Origin of the sequence: Ectobacillus ponti (assembly GCF_024294785.1) — a bacterium.
Taxonomy (GTDB): Bacteria; Bacillota; Bacilli; order Bacillales; family Bacillaceae_G; genus Ectobacillus; species Ectobacillus ponti.
Window position 1 is genome coordinate 173,898 of record NZ_JANCLT010000002.1, and the last position, 18,104, is coordinate 192,001.

The following is an 18,104-nucleotide window of genomic DNA, read 5'->3' on the forward strand; positions in this document are numbered from 1 at the left end:
CGTACAAATAGAGAGGGAGACTATCATGAAGAAGATATTGCTGATTGCAACAGGCGGCACCATTGTTTCTGTAGAAGGACAAGAAGGACTCGTTCCCGGCCTGACTGCCGAGGAGCTCATGAAGCATTTTCAACATGGAGATTGGGATGTGGAAGTGACATGCCACGTTCTGATGAACCGGGACAGCACGAATATGCAGCCGGAGCATTGGCAGCAGATGGCGGACTGCATCGCACAGCATTATGGGGATTACGATGGATTCATCATTACGCACGGTACCGATACCATGGCGTACACATCGGCGGCGCTTTCCTACATGCTGCAGGGACTCGGGAAGCCGGTCGTCATCACGGGCTCCCAGGTGCCGATCAGCTTTAAAAGAACGGATGCCAAGAAGAATGTGGCCGATGCGGTCCGGTTTGCCTGCGAGGACATCGGCGGCGTGTTTGTAGTATTTGACGGCCGCGTCATCCTGGGCACACGGGCGGTGAAAATGAGAACAAAAAGCTATGATGCCTTCGAAAGCATTAACCATCCTTATGTTGCTTATATCACCCAGGAGGATGTGCAGTATTATGGGAAGCCTGCTGCTGCGGAAGGGCCATTCACAGTGAATACAAGCCTTTGTCCGGATGTATTCCTGCTGAAGCTGTTCCCCGGCACAAAGCCCGAGATTTTTGATTATCTGAAGCACAACTATAAAGGTGTTGTGATTGAGAGCTTCGGCAACGGCGGACTGCCGTTTGAAGAGAGAAGCCTGCTCGAGAAGGTGAAGGAGCTGACCGAGGCGGGCGTTGCTGTCCTCATTTCCACGCAGTGCCTGGAGGAAGGCGAGGATTTGTACTTGTACGAGGTCGGCATGAAGGTGGCCCAGTATAACGTGATCCTGTCCGGGGATATGAACACAGAAGCTCTGATTGCCAAGCTGATGTGGGCGCTCGGCAACGAAAGCAACCCCCAGCAGGTGAAGGAGATTATGGAACGCACCATTGCCGGCGACCGGTCGGTGGACTGGGAAAAGTAAACAGAAAGAAGGCGCAATACTTGTTGGACAAGCTAGTGAAATTTCTATCCTTAAACCTGGGCGTGATTCTCATGGCCATCAACATCCATGTGTTCCTGGCGCCCAACCATTTTGCGGCAGGCGGGCTCAGCGGCCTTACGATTGTGCTGAGCCATCTCGCCCCCACTCTCTCCATCGGGCTGTGGATGCTGCTGTTGAACATTGTTTTATTTCTCATCGGCTTTTGGATTCTGGGACCGCAATTCGGACTGAAGACGATCTATGCCAGCTTTGCCCTGTCCGGCATGGTCTGGCTGCTCGGCAAGCTGTATCCGCTGGCCGGCCCGTTGAGCCATGACAAGCTCATTCAGCTCATCGTCGGGCTGATCATCTCCGGGATGGGTCTCGCGCTCATTCTGCAGCAAAACGCCTCCACCGGCGGCATGGACTTGATTGCGATGATTTTAAATAAATACTTTGCCATTGATATCGGCAAAGCGATGTTCATGTCTGACTTCATCATCGTGATTCTCTCCATGCTGACACTTGGCGTGGAGAGCGGGCTGTACTCCCTGTTTGGCGTCATGCTTCGGGGACTTGTCATCGATTATTTCGTGCAGCAGTTCACGATGACAAAGCAGGTGGTTGTCATCAGCAGCCACTGTGAGCCCATCCGGGATTTTATCGTTACGCAGCTGAAGCGGAGCGCCACCATCCACGAGGCGAAGGGCGCCTACACGAACGAGAAGAAGGACGTGCTGACCATTGTGCTCGAACGGCAGGAGCTGCTGCAGCTGAAAACATACATCCATCAGGTGGACCACAATGCTTTTATCACCGTCCATAACACAAACGAAGTAATGGGAAACGGCTTTAATTGACCCTAACAACCTCTCCGGATATCCGCCGGAGAGGTTTTCTTGTCCGGGCCGTAAAATTGTCAATTGTTCTAACTTTATGGGAGAAGGCTTTTGCATAGAGGACTAAACATGTATAATTTTTATTATTGTTACATCTGAACATTAAGCATTATAGTTATAATAACTTACTAGATACGGCACAAGAGATCATTTCAAGGAGGAGAACAGATGAAAAAAGCGCTTATAGCTTCCATGATCAGCCTATTGCTGTATCCGGCAGGGAGTGCTTACGCAGCCGGACAAGCGGTAAAGCCCGCGGCAAAGCAGGTCATATTGAATGCACCTTTGATTCGGCAGCTTCCGGAGCTTCCCAGAGGCTGTGAAGTGACTGCCTTGGCCATGCTGCTGCAGTATAGAGGCATTTCGGCCAACAAAATGACCTTGGCAGCACAGGTGAAAAAGGATTTGACTCCTTATTCTGTGCAAAATGGGAGAAAGTACTTCGGGAATCCCAATACAGGGTTTGTAGGAAATATGTATACCTTCAGCAAGCCCGGGTACGGTGTGTATCATGGTCCGATTGCTGAGCTGATGAAACGGTATTTGCCTGGTAAGGTAGTAGATTTTTCAGGAAGCAGCTTTACGAAAATCTATGAATATCTGAATGCAGGCAAGCCTGTCTGGGTTGTGAACAACGTCCTGTTTGATAAGGTTCCTTCTGTATATTGGCAAACCTGGAGAACGCCTGCAGGTGATATCTCCATCACCATGAAGGAGCATAGTGTGCTGGTAACCGGATATGACAGCAGCTACATCTATTTCAACGATCCGCTGTCCGGCACCAAAAACCGCCGGGCTCCGATCGCAAGCTTCAGACGGGGCTGGGAGCAGATGGGAAGCCAAGCTATTTCCTATAATCGGTAACCCTTATACATATCAGCTTGCTGACAGGGGAACAACATCCCCATACAAACATCTCTCCGGCCCATCTGCCGGAGAGATGTTTTTGGCTTCAGCTTAAAGTGGCGGTGCGAATGCCCAGGAGCTCCCCAACTTTTCGGAACAGGGAGGCGTTGTGCCCGACTGACATGGCGCAATGATGCGTCGGCGCCTCGGCAAACCATTGGGTCATATACTCATCCGGATGCTTGCGGAATTTCACCGGTGTCTGGGTGTTGCCGATCCGCATAATCGGCCCCTCTGTCGCCCGCCCCTCGCTGACAATCAGCTTCAGCTTACCATCGCCGGTTTGCGTCACGTTCAGTGTCGTAAGCGGCCCGGCTTTCACCTTTGCCTCCACCGAAACCCCGCTGCCCTGCTTGCCGTGATACAGTCCCATGCCCCGCAGAATCGGCTTGCCGTCGGAAATGGCGATATGGAACGGGCCGTCATGGCCGAGCAGGATGGTTTCGTCTGTATAATCGACCACGACAATTTCGGAAAAGCTGCCGCCGGTGCCGAGGATGTCACATATTTTCATTGCCAGCGCCGTCTTCAAATCGCCCTCGCCGGCACATGGGATGCCGCGCGCCGTCAGCAGGGAATGGCCGACAATGAAGCCGCTCTGCAGCTTTTCGTACTCGCCGCCGGGTGCCCCGTGATAGTAATACGCAAGCGCGTCCAAATCATACTCACGCACAAGCCGCTCCTGTGCCGCCGCCACACGACAGGACCACTGCAGCTGCTCCGGTGTTGGTTTTCGGGCAATCGGATCGGACGGCAGGTCATCGCTGATGCGGAACATCTCCCGCACCTCGGCAAGCTTCTGCTCCACTTCCTCCTCTGTCACCGCCCGCAGCATCCGGTCCAAATCGCACATTTCCAGGACTTCCACATGCAAGCCGGTCTGTGCCTGCAGCATCGTAAAGTCACTGTACATATCCAGCATGCCGCTGTAGGTGTTGCCAAGGAAGCCGAAGCGGCTGTGCCGCAGGGTGCGCGGCACCCCTGCCGCCCGGATCCATTCCTCAATTTCCTTCCAGGCGCGGATGGCTTCCTTCCTTTTATGTGTCACCTCATTGGCAAGCGAAATATCCGGCGTATAGTCCAAGCCAAGAAGGCCGTTTATGACCCGGAATGGAATACCGGCCCGGTTCAGGGCATTGGCAAACTCAGGAACGGAGCAGGCTGTGCAATGCGCCAGCCATTCTCCCGTTGTCGTATCCTCGTAATTGATCCGCTCTGTCGGCTGCAGATTTAAAAAGACCGCAGGCGCCTTACAGATTTGATGGACCGGCAGCACCGTTGAGCTGGTGGAGTATGTAGCGGCATGGCAGAATATGAGATCCACATTTCTCTCATTCATCCATTCCCCGGCTTTGCGGCCCTCCTGCTCGGTGTCCACCAAGCCATAGTGAAACACTTCCCCCCAGGCCTCCATCTTCTTTGCGATGAAGCGGCTGTACTCCGTAAGCCGCTCCCGCAATCCCGGAAACTGGTCCCAATAGGCTTTCAATCCAATGGAATACAAGCCAATCCGCGGACGCTTGCTTTGTTTCAAAGGCTGCATCAATACAATCCCTCCTCAGCATAGTAGAAAAGGCGGACAGTGCTTTCCTGCCGCCTTCTATGAAGCTCTTATCGCGTAAATGCCGCCGGCACGCCGCCGTCCACTGTAAGCATGCAGCCTGTTGTTTTATCCGCCTTGGAGGACGCGAAGAATGCGATGGCTTCCGCAATATCGCTCGGATAGATGTTCACGAGCAGTGTGGTGCGCTTGCGGTAGTGCTCCTCCAGCTGGTCCGGCTCGATGCCATAGGCTGCCGCCCGCTCGTTGCGCCAGTTGGAGCCCCAAATGGCGGAGCCCTGCAGGACCGCATCCGGCAGCACGGAGTTGACGCGGATGCCGTACTCGCCGCCCTCTGCCGCAATGCAGCGCGCCAGGTGTGTTTCCAGTGCCTTCACGGAGCTGTAGGCTGCCGCGTTTTTGCCTGCATATATCGAGTTCTTGGAGCCGACAAATATCATATTGCCGCCTTTTCCCTGCTGCTTCATCTGCTTGAATGCCTCGCGCGCCACCAGGAAGTAGCCCGTGCCAAGCACATTCATGTTGAGGTTCCATTCCTTCAGGCTTGTTTCATCGAACGGGCTGGAGGTTGCCAGACCGGCATTGTTGACGATAATGTCCACGCCGCCGTACGCCAAAGCTGCTTGGGCAAATGCCGCCGCCACCTGCTCTTCGCTCGTCACATCCATTTTTACCGCCAGCGCACGGCCTTCGCCGTACTTTTCATTGATGTCAGCCGCAACCCTCTGCGCGCCTTCGAGGTTCAAGTCAGCCAGCACAACGTGTGCGCCTTCTGCCACCAAACGGCGGCCGGTTGCACTGCCGATGCCGCCTGCACCGCCGGTAATCAGCGCAACCTTGCGGGAGAACTCCGCTTCTGCCGGCGCCAATGTCAGCTTATACAGCTCCAACGGCCAGTACTCGATATTATAAGATTCGTTCTCGTTCAGCGACACGAAGCTGCCCAGCGCAGTTGCCCCCTTCATCACCGCGATCGCGCGATGGTACAAGGCGCCGCTTACCTGCGACATTGCCAGGTTATTTCCTGTATTTACCATGCCTACACCCGGAATCAGGATGACACGGGGCGCCGCTTCAAACATGACGTCCCCTTCCTGCTTATTGCGCTCGAAGTATGCTGCATACTCCTCCTTGAATGCCGCCACGCCCGCTTTTACCTTCTCAGCCAGCACGTCTGCACCCTCTTGCGGGTTCCAATCGATATACAACGGCGTCCGCTTTGTGTGCACGAGGTGATCCGGGCACGCTGCGCCAACCTGTGACAATTCCGGTGCATTGTAGCTGTTCACAAACTGCAGCACATCATCGCCGTCATCAAAGGAAAGAAGCATGTTCTTCCCATCGCTTACCGCGCCGCGAATCACCGGCATGACACGCGCCAGAACCGCTTCACGCTCTTCCTTCGCAAGAGATTCATATTTTGCGCCGCCGAATGTCTTCTCCTCATCAATGCGTGCCGTAATATATGCTTCTGCTTCATTGATAATATCAATCGTCTTCTGATAGCAGGCTTCAGATGTCTCGCCCCATGTCACCAAGCCGTGTTTCTCCATCAGCACAAGCTCCGCGCTCGGGTTGTTTCTCACGCCCTCTGCGATCATCTTGGACAGCGTGAAGCCCGGACGTACATATGGCACCCACACAAAACGGTCTCCATAAATTTCTTCTGCCAGCTGACGGCCGTTGTCGGCGCAGCACAGGCTGATGATGGCATCCGGATGGGTATGGTCCACATGTGGGAATGGCAGGAAGGCATGCAGCAGTGTTTCAATGGAAGCACGCGGATGCTTGCTGTCGATCATGCAGTGCGCCAGGTACGCCACCATGTCCTCATCTGTCATTTCATCGCGCTCGATCAGCGGACGGATATCCTCCAGTCGCAGACCGGTGAAATGACTTACCTTCATCGTGCCGAGGTCAGAGCCGCTTCCTTTCACCCACATAACCTCTACATCGCGGCCGCGGAAATCCTTCTCCACTGTTTTCATGGAGGTGTTGCCGCCGCCCCAGTTGCATACGGAACGGTCTGCCCCAATCAGATTGGAGCGGTATGCCAGCTCCGCCACCCCTTGCAGAACCTGAGCTGCTTTACTTTCTTCCCACAAATGCTTAACCATACATTCCCCACCTTTATTAACCTTTGTTTTTGTTTGTTTTAGTTGTTTTTAATTATACACACTTTTATTTTAGTTGGAAATATATTTTTTTATGTTTCTTTTTAGGCTACAAGACTAAGAAAGAAGCAAAAGTTAACAAAAATGCCGGAATCTAATTGTTCGCCACACAAGCAATTCGCTTATAATATATCAGTATGTATGTTTGAAAAGGGGGGGCCTATCTTGCAGGCAGCACGCTTCCTGCCATCTCCCGTCCGGCTCTTGCATTGGAGCGGAATTGCGGATGGCATTTCTCTATTAGTCTTACTCGGCATCGCCATGCCGTTAAAATATATGGCCGGCTATCCGCTTGCGGTGACCATTGCGGGCTCCGTGCACGGCGGCATTTTCATTCTGTATGCACTGGCCATTGTATATGCACAAGCCCGGCTGCAGTGGCATATCAAGTGGTCCTTCTTCGCGGGGCTGGTTGCCTTTATTCCGTTTGGAAACTTTGTATATGACAGAATCCTAAAAAAACACCAGCATGCATTCACGGTTAAGCCCATTCCGCAGCGCTGGCTCATCTATGCCATCGTTTTGTTTACCTTCATTGATTTATTCACGCAGCTGCCGGTGATGAGCACCTTTGCCACCTCGGTCGGTGCAACGGTCATGGTTGCCGGCTTCATCGTCGGCATGTACTCGCTCACCAATACGTTCGGAAACGTATTGTCCGGCATCCTGACAGACCGCTACGGGGCATTCATCGTTCTGTCCGCCGGCCTGCTGACAACAAGCCTGGCGCTCAGCTCCTATGCCCTCGTGACAAATGTGGCGGGGCTCATGCTCGTCCGCTTCATTCACGGCTTCTTTGGCGGACTCATTGTTCCGGCAGCCTTCACGTACTTGGCCAACGAGACAAGGGATGACCAACAGGGCAGCCAAAATGCCCTCACCGGCTTTTTCGTCGGCATTGCCGCCATCATCGGCCCGGCCTACAGCGGCATCATGGCAAGCAGAACCTCTGTGCCGTTCGTGTTCCTGACCGTTGCCGGCTTTGGTTTGCTTCTGTTTCTGTTGACTATGTTTGGTCTGCAAAAGCGGCGCACAGCCGCGGTGAAGGAGTCACGCAACCAAGGGCTCGTCCTGAACAAAGGCGTGCTGCAGGCGTTTGCTGGCGCGTTCTTCCTTATGTTCTCACAGGGCGCCCTGGCGTATTTGCTGCCCCTGCACGTGGCAGAGCTCGGCTACAGCCCGCGCCTCAGCGGGACCCTGCTGAGCACCTTCGGCCTCGTTGCCGTGCTGCTGTTTGCGCTGCCGACCAACAGGCTGTTTGACCGTCTGTCTCCGCTGGCGAGCTTCGCCATCGGCCTTGGCAGCATGGGCATCAGCCAAATCCTGATCGGGCAGGCTGTGCAGGAAGGCCTGCTGTATGCGTGCCTCGCCTTTTACGGTGTCGGCTTTGCGTTTCTGTTCCCGGCGATCAACCTGCTGCTCATTGGGGCGACCACGCTGGAAACACGCGGAAAAGCATACGGCTACTTCTACGCATTCTTCTCCGTCGGCGTCGTGGCCGGCTCCTCCGGCCTGGGACTGCTGACTGTGCCGCTGCCGATGCAGTTTTTGGTGACCGGCATCATTCTCTTAAGCTGCGTCGGTGCTGTGTTTTTCCTGAACAAGCAGCAGGCCGTGAAACAAGAAAGCCAGTATCAGCGCTGATACTGGCTTTTGCTACGGTGTCTGGTTCCGAACAGCTATGTCGGGGAAGCTGTCAGCATGGACGGACTGCTTCAGGCTGACTTGTCGGGTTGTTTTTCAAACTTGACGGGTTTTCTGCAAAACTTGACGGGTTGTTTCCGAAGCTTGACGGGTTCCTGCCGAACAGGCGAAAAAACACGCCTGATTGCGGGCCAAGCACCACCATTATGGAAAAAATCTTTACTTTCTGCCAACAAGCTGAATAAAATTCTGAAAGTTGGCAAACCTATGACTACCCCCTTTGTTCCTATATTTGTGATGGCTGCCCAGCTTGGGCAGTTCTTTTTTTTGATGCTGCATTACGCTTGGTCTCTAACGCTCCCTTTGGATACATACAGCTTCTGCTTCTCATCCACACCGGCATAGAAAACCTCCGCCGGGTCGGCAATTCCTTGCTTTTGCAGCTCAGCCATCAGCCACTCTCTGGTGAGTCCGGCACTGGTCAGCTGCTCGTCCATAACCGTTCCATCGAGGATGATATCCTTCTCAATGCTTGAGCTGCCCGTTTGCATCTGCAGGTCTCCGGGCGTGATGGGCTTTTTATCTGGCTTCAGCAGTACAGATACATTTCCGTCTGTTTCCATAATGGCAAACTCCACATCTGCCATATGAAACACATCATTGTCTCTCAGTTTTGTTTTGAGCTCAGTGAGGGACATCCGCATTTTCTTCATATTGTCCTTCACGATTTCTCCCTTTTCCATCAGGACGATGGGCTCTGAGTGAATCAGCTTCCGGAATGCCGGGCTCTTTAGGCTGATATATCCGCTGAGCATCGTTAAAGAGGCAAATAAGATTAAAGCCGTAGTGGCTGAGGCAATCGCATGATGCTTGTCAATAATGGCATATGCGATCATGGAACCCATCGAAACCACCATAACAAAGTCCAATGAATTCATCTGTGCAATCAGCTTCATTCCCATTCTTCTGACCAAGAATAATGCCAGAATATAAATCCCCGTTCCTTTTAATAGTGTCATCCAAACTGCATACAGCATATATACCCTCCTGAGGACTGTTTGGGAATAGTATGGGATATACGTTCGCTGTTCATGTATGCATAGCCGCAGCAGGAAACACAAATAGTAAGAAAAACTTGCAGGGAGCAAACCGTTATGCTAAAAGCCCTTTGTCTCGCGCTCCTGGTGGCAGCGCCCGCAGCCTACCAAGCTTCCCCCGCCACCTATCAGCATCTGAACGTGACCATCCACTACCCGCAGGTGACCGGCCTGGAAGACTACCAGAAGCAGTTGCACATCAACAGCACCCTCCAGCAGGATGCGCTGCAGCTGGAAGGCTATTATGAGCCGGTGGACCAGAGCCTGGCACTGGATGCAAACTACGAGGTGAAGCGGAAGGACCATCTCCTGAGTGTGGTGTATACCGGCCTTGGCTATGTAAAAGGCGCGGCGCATCCCAATCACCTGCTTCTGACAACGAATGTGGACATGAACAACGGCGTCCGCCTGAGGCTGCCGGACATCGTGCGGCTGGATGAAGGGTTTGTGAAGCTGTTGAAGCAAAAAGCCAAGGGGCCGGACGGCATTTTGCAGGAGATGCCCGATGCTGAACTGCTGCAGCGGCTGCAGATGGCGGATGTGCCGGAATCACGGGACTGCAGCACCTTCAGCTATTTTACGAAAACCTCGCTGATCATCAGCTTTGGCGTCGCCCATGTACTGGGAGACCATGCGGAGTTTGGGATTTCCTATAAGGACATTGCTCTTTATGTGAAAAACCGCAGTCAGCTGTGACTGCGGTTTTCGCCATTTCTATCTAGACTGCTTCCAAATGCAATAGCAAACATACACAGAAAGCACGCCCACCAATACGAACATAGAGTAGTTTGTCAGGATGCTGATAATTGTGGAAAGCCCGGCAGCTCCAGGCATACGCCGCACCTCATTTCGCGGTACAATTCTTCTCATTCCCGTACAAACCGGGAATTGGCAGATAAGATCTGGGCATCCGTGCTAGGACAGAAACCGCTGCGTTATGATTCCCTTGCCGCCGCTTACCTCAACCTCCGCATGTGCCCCGTTCACGAACGTCAGCTGCGGCGGCATATGGCCGCAATCGATATCGTAGACAATCGGAACCTGCAGCTCCTCCGCCATGTCAGCGTACACATCCTCTGCGGTATACCCCTCCATCGGCTGATTTGCCATACTGCGGCCAAACAGGATGCCGGCGCAATTCTCAAACCAGCCGGCAAGCCGCAGCTGCACAAGCGACCGGCGCAAATCAGCCGTGTTCAGCTCACAATTCTCCAAATACCAAATCACAGGCTCATTTGGAATATGCTGCTCCCGGAAGGCCCCAACGTTTCCAAACGGCGTCCCGATGAGATGGCGGAGAATATCCACACAGCCGCCCAGCAGCCGGCCCTCCATGCGCACCGCTTCCCCTGAAACGGTCTTCCACTCCGTTTTCTCCGTCAGATGAAACACACATGGCGTCGGATTGCTGTGCTGCCACTTCTGCTGATAGCTCACTGAGGAATGCTGGGTAACAGACTCCCCTGTCTTCGTGGTTAATACTGTCTGCCACATGGCGGTTGTTTCATCCATATCCTCTCCGCGCACATCCGCCAGATTGGTGCCATGCGCGGTGGCGATGCCCGTCAGGAGCGTAATGGCCAGCAGGAGCGCGCTCGTATCCGAGTAGCCCAGCACCCACTTCGCCGGCACCTTTGTAAAATCCACACCTTCCAGCATTTCAATCAGCAGCTCCCCGCCCCAAGGCGGGATAATCAGGGAAATCTCCTTATCCTGCAGCATATCGTTCACCTCGGCAGCGCGCTGCCGGGCCGGGGCGGACTTTGCCTTATGCTGCGTCCATGCCGTCTCGCCGCACACCACCCTGAATCCGCGCTCCTCCATGCGCCTGCAGGCAAGTCGCAAAACATCATGAAGCTCCGGCCTCACGCCGGAGGATGGGGCTGTCACCCCGATTGTTGTTGCCTCTGGCAACCTTGGATACCGAATCATCTGTCTTCCCCCTAAAACTGCTCTATTACCCGGTTGTCCTCATCAAAGGCTTCCAGAGTAACAGGCGTTGTCCGCTGCAGCTGCCTCGGCAGCCTTTGCAGCTTCATAAACAGCCCTTCGCCAGCTACGCCAACTGTAAAGATGTAATCCCCGGCCAGCTTCGCAGTGACATGGTCGAGCTGCAGCCCGGCATTCCGTCCAAGAATGATGCCGTACCTTCCCTCATCCGTCTCCACTTCCTCATACGAAACGGGACTGCTGCCGTACCCGGCCCGCACCAGCTGAAATCTGCCGTTCCAGCCCCGCAGCAGTTGCGCATAGCCGATCTGCTTGTCCTGCAGCTGAAGCAGGGCAACATAGGAAGCCGAGCTTCCCAGCTGCCGCACTTCTATGACCTTCGGCTGCACCCGGTCCGGCCGGCCCTCATCCAGCAGTGCCTGAATGCCCGTCTCAATGGCACCCGGCTCATTCGGAAGGTTATATTTGTCAAAATACAGCCAGCCTATGAAAATACCAATTGCAGATATAACGAAAAGCAAATATCCTACCCTCTTGCGCGTGAAGGCAGCCCTGCTCATCTTCTTCTCCTCCTTATGACTCATTGCTGCGGGTCTGGTTCTCATATAGTTCGTGATAGGCCCGAAAACACCTGCCTGCTTTACAGCTTTTCTGTCCGAAGCGGCTTTCGCATCTGCCGGTGGAGCTCATGAATGCCCAGCCCCTCATACAGCCGGATGGCAGCCTGGTTGAAGGACCACACCATCAGCCCCAGCTCATCTGCCTCCTTCTCTATCCCCCAGGCTTCACAAGCCTGCAGCAGGCCTTTTCCCATTCCCTGCCCGCGCGCCTGCCCGTCCACATAAATGCCGGCCAGATGGGCAATTTTCTTCGCCTTCACCTGCACACTGCCGCTGTCATGGCGCAGCTGCATGAGCGCAAAGCCCAGCACAACGCCCTCCGCTTCGCCGACAAACACCGCATGTTCCCTGCTGCTTAGAAGCTGCTGCCACTGGGCATCAGCATATACCTCCTCCACTCTATGAAAATGCTCCGGAGCCTGTTTTGCATGAAACTCATTGTTTAAGCGGCTCAGCCATTGGAGCGCCGGCAGGTCTGCCGGTACAGCTCTGCGTATCTTCATAAGCATACCCTCCATATTTTTCCTTTATTGTACCATGCAAAACAAAAAAAGGGCCGTTACATCGACCCTTCATGCTGTTGAGAAAGGTGGCAATCAACCTGAGATGTGAACTAGCTTTCGCATGATCCATCAAATCTGAAAGAATAACCATCAAATTCGTGAAATTAACCATCAAATTTGAGAAAATAACCATCAAATCCGAAAAAATATCCGACGAACAGAACAAAAAGGCACTCTGTCCGCCCATTGACTATTCACGCACAAGCCGGCTGGCCACCGCCTCGTAAAACGCCTGCCCGTCATCCGGGCGCACATGCGCTTTCGTCACCTGTTTGCTGAACCCGTACAGCATGTGCACCCGCTGCGGCTCATGGAATTCAATCTCAAACAGCGGCTTTTCCTTCATGAAGTCAGCCAGCACGCCGTCAAACACATGCTTCTCTTCCTCACGGGACAGCTTCTCCGGCCCCTCATAAGAGTGAATGCTCTTGATGGCTGTAAATGGAATCGCGAGGCGCTTCATGACACCTGCCTGCAGGTACAGCATACGATCCGTCACCATGAACGGAGCAAGCCGGATGGCCTGGATTTCCGCCAAGAACAGGAGAATGGTATAGGCATTCAGGAAGAGCGCCACATAGGAAGCAATCGGGCTCCAGCCATGCAGCAGGACGTGCAGGCCGATGGATTCAATGAGCATCGCATGAATGAGCATCACATACAGGGCGATGCCGCCTGTTTTTTTATGATAGGTGAAGGCAAGCACCTGGCTTGGTGTTTTGTTGCGCCAGGAAAAGAGACTGTAGTAATAAATCGCAAGCTCCGTGGCATAGATGGCGGTCGTGCGGGACTGCGGGAAATAGGCGGCCAGCGCCTGCTCCAGGCGGTACGGAAAAGCAGGAATGTCAGCTTGGCTTTGGCGGAAATGGCGGATGAAAGCCGGCACCTTCGTCAGCAGCTGATACAGAATATACAGCTCCAGCAGCACAAACGCGCCTTCTCCGGCAAACAGAATATATCTCACAAAGGAATAGGCTTCCAGATGCTGCTTCGGAATGATAAAAGTGGCGGCTGCGTATCCGGCCAAAGCGGCCAGCACCACATATTTCACAGGATAGCGGTTGCGGATGATGAAGAAATAGGCAAGCAACGGCACCACAATGATGCAGTCAAACAGCGAAGCGAGGCCGATGGAGCTTGGCAGCGGCTGCATGGCATCCAGGCGGTACAAAAGGGTGTTGGATGTGAAAATGAGTGAAGTGAGGAGCAGGAAGAGAAGAGCTTTTCGTTTCGGAATGGCTGTCACAGCGATTCCCCCTTTTAGTAGTATTTACACTTCTATTATAAGGGAAAATCAGGGAAAAATCAGCCGGACAGCGGTTAATCCGGCTGCTTTTTTTGCCTGGCTGCTTGATGAAATACTTTCACAATGACGATGGCAAGGGCAATGTCCAGCAGGTAAAAACCAAACAGCTTGAAGTAATTCATGTCCGCACTCATCCAAAATAGGCCGGACAGCCTGAGGATGGGCTTGAGCAGGAAAGAGAAGGCAATGGTGCCCGCAAGTGACCACATATAAAAGCGGGCCGGCTTGTGGAAGGTATACTGATAAATCAGCATGAACGCCACCGGAATGAGAGAAGAGTCCAGCACCAGGCTGGCCACCACCTTGGGCGCAATCATATACGGATAGCCCCAAAGCCCCTCCTTCACCCCATAAGCATCCACATACAAGGTAATGGCATGCACGGCAAATCCGTAAAAACCAACCTCAAATACACGCTTCCGGTCAAGGAGACGATAGAGCACCAGCAAGGGAACGAAAAATAAGACCACACATATCCAAAATCCCGATGTATCAATATTTGAATATTTTTCCCAATACTCTTCGATCCACCTGCTGGCTTCCACTCTTGCATGGACCACCTCTTGAAACATACTGAACCGGCTCAACTGAAAGGCCTCCTTTTGCTTCATCCTTATGATGGGTAATGTTCCCATAACAAAAACGAATCATACAAAGGAGGCCCCTGCACTACTTCGCCTGCTTTTCCAGCTCGCTGAGGCGGAACTCCGGCTGTTTGGCTGCATAAAACACTTGGCCTGTGTTGGCCAAGAAACCGTCCTGGCTGGCATACAGCGTGATCGTCTGCCCATTTTTCAGCTCGACAGTCAGCGCCGTGCCGCCCTTCGGCACAGAGCCCGTGTATGGCTTCTCTACCTCTGCTTCATTATAGAGCTTGACCACCTGCTCCCGCTGGGCGGCTGCCAGCTCCTTTTTCTTGCCCGCAGAGGAAACGTACATATGCGTCACATCCTGCAGCCGAAGCTGGTTCACCTCTACCGTAAGCTGCCGGGCTGCCTGACTGGCTGCAGGCGCAAGGAAGGCAACGGCCCCCTCCGCATCCATTTTCTTGATTTGATAGCCGTCAGTCTTGGCGGCATCGGTGCTTTTCGCTACCGTGACGGTATCCTTGTCCGTCCAGACCGCATATACATCCGATGTGCCATCCTTATAGGTGACGGTCAAGTGGGAGGCAATATTCTTCTTGATCTGGGCATTCAGGGTCAGCTTCACTGCCTTGCCGCTCTCCATGGCGGCAGCCAATGCCCGCATCGCCGCGTCATCCGCCGTCTTGGCCTCTTCCTTCTGCTTCACGCTCTGCAGCTCCATGGATTTCACTTCCTTCTTCCCAAGCAGAATAGGCTTCTTCTCCTCCGCCGTGGTATTCTGCGACTTGCTTGCTTCCTTTGTCGGCGCACTCGCGCAGCCTGCCAAACCAAGAGACAATACAAGAGCCATGCCGGAATAGACCATCTTCTTCACTTTCCCATCCCCTTTCCCATCTACTCCTATAAGTTCGGAAAGGGAATGGAAATACCTGTAAAACAACAAGCGGTTTTCAGCAAAGAAAATGTAAGATTCTCCCTACAGACGAAGCTTGTCGTCCTCTTTCCGCTTCCTCCCTCTCCCTGTCAGCATCCAAACACCGACGGCAACCAGAAGCAGCGGCCAGAACTCGAAGGTGAAGCGGAGCGCCATTTGGGCCAGAAAGGACAGACTGACAATGCTGAGTACCGCAACAGGAATAAGCAACGTCCGCTGCCGGCCGCCAAATACATACAGTTCAAACAAGCCGACGGCGGGAGCCAGCATGTACACCGGCCAAGTTTGCCCGGCAAAGCGCCAGCCCGTCACAGCCTCGAAGATGAACAGCAGGGACAGCACCAGCAGGACGCCTCCCGGAACCAGCAGGCCCGCCCGCCGGGGATTCATGCCGGAAGCAAAAAAGGCGATGTGAAAACCCAAAGAGACCAGCAGCAGGATGAACGGCCAGCCATACTCCATAACACTGCCGAAATCAAAAAACATGATGCCAAGTGACCTGAGAAAAAAAAGAAGCCCGACCGCAACCAGCACTAAGCCAGATAAGTAACGTTTTGTATTGTCCATCGTATCCTCCCATCCAGTAGCTAATTCCTATTATATTCTAAAATGGGATATACTTACAGATTAATATGATAACCAGTTCTTCAATCTCGATAGATTCTCTTCCAAGAACAAAGCATTTTTTTCGATTCCCCGGCGCTTGCACCAGCCGATACTGTTGAAGGCATCCACAAATTGATAGAAAGGCAACACACGCTCCAGGTCAATTAAGGGCCGGATGCTCTTGTAGCCTTCTTGATATGCATGATACAGGCTTTCATCATAGCTTAGAAAATCACGGTACAGCTTGGTAAAATCGCCTTCTGTTGAACCAAACCGCACGCTTTCAAAATCTATGATTCCTGTAACCTGATCGTGATCCACAATGATATTTGCCGGGCGAAAATCCATATGTACAAAGCTTGGCCCATCTGGAGATGGAAGCTGCTGTCTCATCTTTTCAAATTTTTCGATGGACTTCTTATATAATTGTTCATCCAGAATGCCCTTCACATCCTCAGCAAAGCTGTAAAATTGCTGTTCAATAAAATGAGACCAGTCCGGAAATTCATTTTTTATGCCCGTTAACACCTGCTCGGCAGGAGGACGAATCGCGTGCATTTCAGCCTGAAGAACCCCCACTTGGAAGGCTATTGACGGGGCAGCCGCAGATGTTAACGGTTTTCCCTTCAATTCAGACAACAAAAAAGCACCCGGGCAGTCCTCGTCACCCGGCCAATACTCCAGCATTTCAGGAACAGCGACTCTTCCTTTTAACATTTCATAGGCTTCCAGCTCCCGCTGAAATTTCAATTTTGTAAAAGGAATCTTTAAAAAAACATTCTCACCTTCAGGCAACGTGCATCTATACACTGTGGAACTATGAGAGTCTTCCACTTCATGCATTGCTGATGCCTGCAATCCGAATTGCCGCATGATACGATCTACCATCAGACCTTCCCCCTATCATTAAAAATCTGTCAGAGTGCCCTGATGAAACACCATCTGCCACTGCTCCCCGGTCCGTTTCCAGATGGAACTGCGCAGCGTATGCACCCCTCTTGTTTCATCCTTCACCCGGTAAGTGGCAAGGACCACATCTTCGGCAAGCGGATGCAGTGCAAAATCCGACATGGTCATCTTTCTTACACTGATGCCGCCCGTCATATCCTGCTTGTACCAGACCTTCCCCGAACTGCCGAACTCAAAAAAGCTGTCCGCCAATAGCTTGTCCAGCTCAGCCGGCGCCGTGCGGACTCCCGGTTCAAGCAGCTGCTGCTCCAGCTCTTGAATGTGCTTCTTTAACTTTTCCATATTTCCACCCCCTTCCAATAGTATGCTTTGTCAGCCGCCCAGCCCGCAAGTAAAAAAAACAATAAGCGGCCTTATGCTGTCTTTGGACTGCATAAGGCCGCCTATCCTATCTCATCTGTATAATCCACGGGTTTACCCACATTCTCCTTTCTGACTCCATTTACTTTACCAGCAGCTCTCCTTTTCTTTAGGTTGATTTACGTGATGTTTCCGTATTCTCCTTCATAGCAGCTTTCTCCCATCGCATCCCTCCTGATTCTCATGCTGTTCCTCTCATGTTCTCATGGGCAGCACCTCTTCACCGAATGTATTTACCAATAATATTCTCCAACGCATCACTCTCCTGTTTCCCAAATTCAGGCCGTACGAAACACTGCATCACCCCTTGACTCAACTGGATTTTTTCTTTATTTCTTCATTGGCAGCACCTCTGCTTGGTGGAGTAAAATCATCATACTAGAAAACTATATTCTTGTAAACACATAATGTTTAAAATTTTCTAACTATTTTTTACCGGTACATAATGTGTAATGACAAGCCGCTGCTCCTGCAGCGTTCTCGTCAGGTCTGTGACCTCAAACGCAGGGCCTTCTCCCCGCTCGTATCCGCCAAGGTCCCCCCGCTCTTCACTGACAGCGCAGGCTCCTGCCGGCAGCTCCACGATCGTGAATCCTTCCGGCGCTGTTGTCCCGGGTGCCACTTCCCCTCCTATCACAAGGGAAAAGCGATTCCCCTGAAAACGGCAGGCAATGCCATATGCCTGATCCGGTGTCAGGTCCGGAAATTTTGTGTAGTGCTCCAGCTCCTTGAAATCCTGATAGAAGCCCGGCACCTGCCCATAGCAGGACTCCAGGCTTGTTTCATATTCACGGCCGCAAATACATGTTGCTTTCAAATGCTTCAGCTTCATGGCAAACACCTTCCTTTCTTCACACAGGCAGAGGTGAAAAGGGGGCTGGACATCCATGCCCCAGCCCCACTT

18 protein-coding genes are annotated in these 18,104 nt (G+C 52.8%); 5 read left to right on the top strand and 13 right to left on the bottom strand.

Annotated elements, in window-relative coordinates:
- The first annotated feature begins 25 nt into the window (after window positions 1–25).
- The 3 genes from NK662_RS04335 to NK662_RS04345 all read left to right on the top strand — a co-directional run bounded on the left by NK662_RS04335 (window position 26) and on the right by NK662_RS04345 (window position 2,787).
- Entirely contained in the window at window positions 26–1,024 is a 999-nt protein-coding gene (locus NK662_RS04335) for an asparaginase (protein ID WP_254757684.1), read from the top strand.
- A gap of 20 nt (window positions 1,025–1,044) precedes the next feature.
- Complete coding sequence (locus tag NK662_RS04340; protein ID WP_254757685.1) at window positions 1,045–1,884, top strand: YitT family protein; 840 nt, start codon at window positions 1,045–1,047, stop codon at window positions 1,882–1,884.
- Between the two features lie 207 nt (window positions 1,885–2,091).
- On the top strand, window positions 2,092–2,787 hold the full coding sequence (locus tag NK662_RS04345; RefSeq protein ID WP_254757686.1) for a C39 family peptidase: 696 nt from the start codon (window positions 2,092–2,094) through the stop codon (window positions 2,785–2,787).
- An 88-nt stretch (window positions 2,788–2,875) separates the two neighbouring features.
- Here the strand turns inward: NK662_RS04345 and NK662_RS04350 are convergent, their stop codons facing one another.
- Window positions 2,876–4,372 (bottom strand): L-fucose/L-arabinose isomerase family protein, encoded by a 1,497-nt coding sequence (locus NK662_RS04350; protein ID WP_254758024.1) that lies wholly within the window; start codon window positions 4,370–4,372, stop codon window positions 2,876–2,878.
- Between the two features lie 68 nt (window positions 4,373–4,440).
- On the bottom strand, window positions 4,441–6,507 hold the full coding sequence (locus NK662_RS04355; RefSeq protein WP_254757687.1) for a bifunctional aldolase/short-chain dehydrogenase: 2,067 nt from the start codon (window positions 6,505–6,507) through the stop codon (window positions 4,441–4,443).
- A 222-nt stretch (window positions 6,508–6,729) separates the two neighbouring features.
- Here NK662_RS04355 and NK662_RS04360 point away from each other — a divergent pair, with 222 nt between their 5' ends.
- The gene (locus NK662_RS04360; protein WP_254757688.1) at window positions 6,730–8,208 is read left to right on the top strand and encodes an MFS transporter; all 1,479 of its coding nucleotides are present in this window, start codon (window positions 6,730–6,732) and stop codon (window positions 8,206–8,208) included.
- Between the two features lie 338 nt (window positions 8,209–8,546).
- On the opposite strand, the gene NK662_RS04365 is transcribed toward NK662_RS04360, so the two are convergent.
- The gene (locus NK662_RS04365; protein ID WP_254757689.1) at window positions 8,547–9,245 is read right to left on the bottom strand and encodes a DUF421 domain-containing protein; all 699 of its coding nucleotides are present in this window, start codon (window positions 9,243–9,245) and stop codon (window positions 8,547–8,549) included.
- Between the two features lie 117 nt (window positions 9,246–9,362).
- Between NK662_RS04365 and NK662_RS04370 the strand changes: the two genes are divergently transcribed.
- A complete protein-coding gene (locus NK662_RS04370) occupies window positions 9,363–10,001 on the top strand; it encodes a polysaccharide deacetylase family protein (protein ID WP_254757690.1) in 639 nt (212 codons plus the stop codon).
- Between the two features lie 219 nt (window positions 10,002–10,220).
- On the opposite strand, the gene NK662_RS04375 is transcribed toward NK662_RS04370, so the two are convergent.
- The 10 genes from NK662_RS04375 to NK662_RS04420 form a co-directional block, all read right to left on the bottom strand.
- Window positions 10,221–11,237: a S66 family peptidase gene (locus NK662_RS04375; RefSeq protein WP_254757691.1), complete on the bottom strand. Its 1,017-nt coding sequence runs from the start codon at window positions 11,235–11,237 to the stop codon at window positions 10,221–10,223.
- Window positions 11,238–11,248: 11 nt separating this feature from the next.
- Complete coding sequence (locus tag NK662_RS04380; RefSeq protein WP_254757692.1) at window positions 11,249–11,815, bottom strand: hypothetical protein; 567 nt, start codon at window positions 11,813–11,815, stop codon at window positions 11,249–11,251.
- 80 nt (window positions 11,816–11,895) lie between these two features.
- Window positions 11,896–12,378: a GNAT family N-acetyltransferase gene (locus NK662_RS04385; RefSeq protein WP_254757693.1), complete on the bottom strand. Its 483-nt coding sequence runs from the start codon at window positions 12,376–12,378 to the stop codon at window positions 11,896–11,898.
- 250 nt (window positions 12,379–12,628) lie between these two features.
- Window positions 12,629–13,684: a hypothetical protein gene (locus tag NK662_RS04390; protein WP_254757694.1), complete on the bottom strand. Its 1,056-nt coding sequence runs from the start codon at window positions 13,682–13,684 to the stop codon at window positions 12,629–12,631.
- Window positions 13,685–13,758: 74 nt separating this feature from the next.
- A complete protein-coding gene (locus NK662_RS04395; protein ID WP_254757695.1) occupies window positions 13,759–14,331 on the bottom strand; it encodes a CBO0543 family protein in 573 nt (190 codons plus the stop codon).
- Between the two features lie 82 nt (window positions 14,332–14,413).
- Window positions 14,414–15,205: a hypothetical protein gene (locus NK662_RS04400; protein WP_254757696.1), complete on the bottom strand. Its 792-nt coding sequence runs from the start codon at window positions 15,203–15,205 to the stop codon at window positions 14,414–14,416.
- 102 nt (window positions 15,206–15,307) lie between these two features.
- Window positions 15,308–15,832: a LiaI-LiaF-like domain-containing protein gene (locus NK662_RS04405; protein WP_254757697.1), complete on the bottom strand. Its 525-nt coding sequence runs from the start codon at window positions 15,830–15,832 to the stop codon at window positions 15,308–15,310.
- A 60-nt stretch (window positions 15,833–15,892) separates the two neighbouring features.
- Window positions 15,893–16,759, bottom strand: coding sequence for a phosphotransferase family protein (locus tag NK662_RS04410; protein WP_254757698.1), 867 nt, complete (start codon window positions 16,757–16,759; stop codon window positions 15,893–15,895).
- A gap of 18 nt (window positions 16,760–16,777) precedes the next feature.
- Window positions 16,778–17,122 carry a nuclear transport factor 2 family protein gene (locus NK662_RS04415; protein WP_254757699.1) on the bottom strand — a complete coding sequence of 115 codons (345 nt, stop codon included), beginning with the start codon at window positions 17,120–17,122 and terminating at the stop codon, window positions 16,778–16,780.
- Between the two features lie 499 nt (window positions 17,123–17,621).
- Window positions 17,622–18,032: an effector binding domain-containing protein gene (locus NK662_RS04420; RefSeq protein WP_254757700.1), complete on the bottom strand. Its 411-nt coding sequence runs from the start codon at window positions 18,030–18,032 to the stop codon at window positions 17,622–17,624.
- Window positions 18,033–18,104 lie beyond the last annotated feature (72 nt).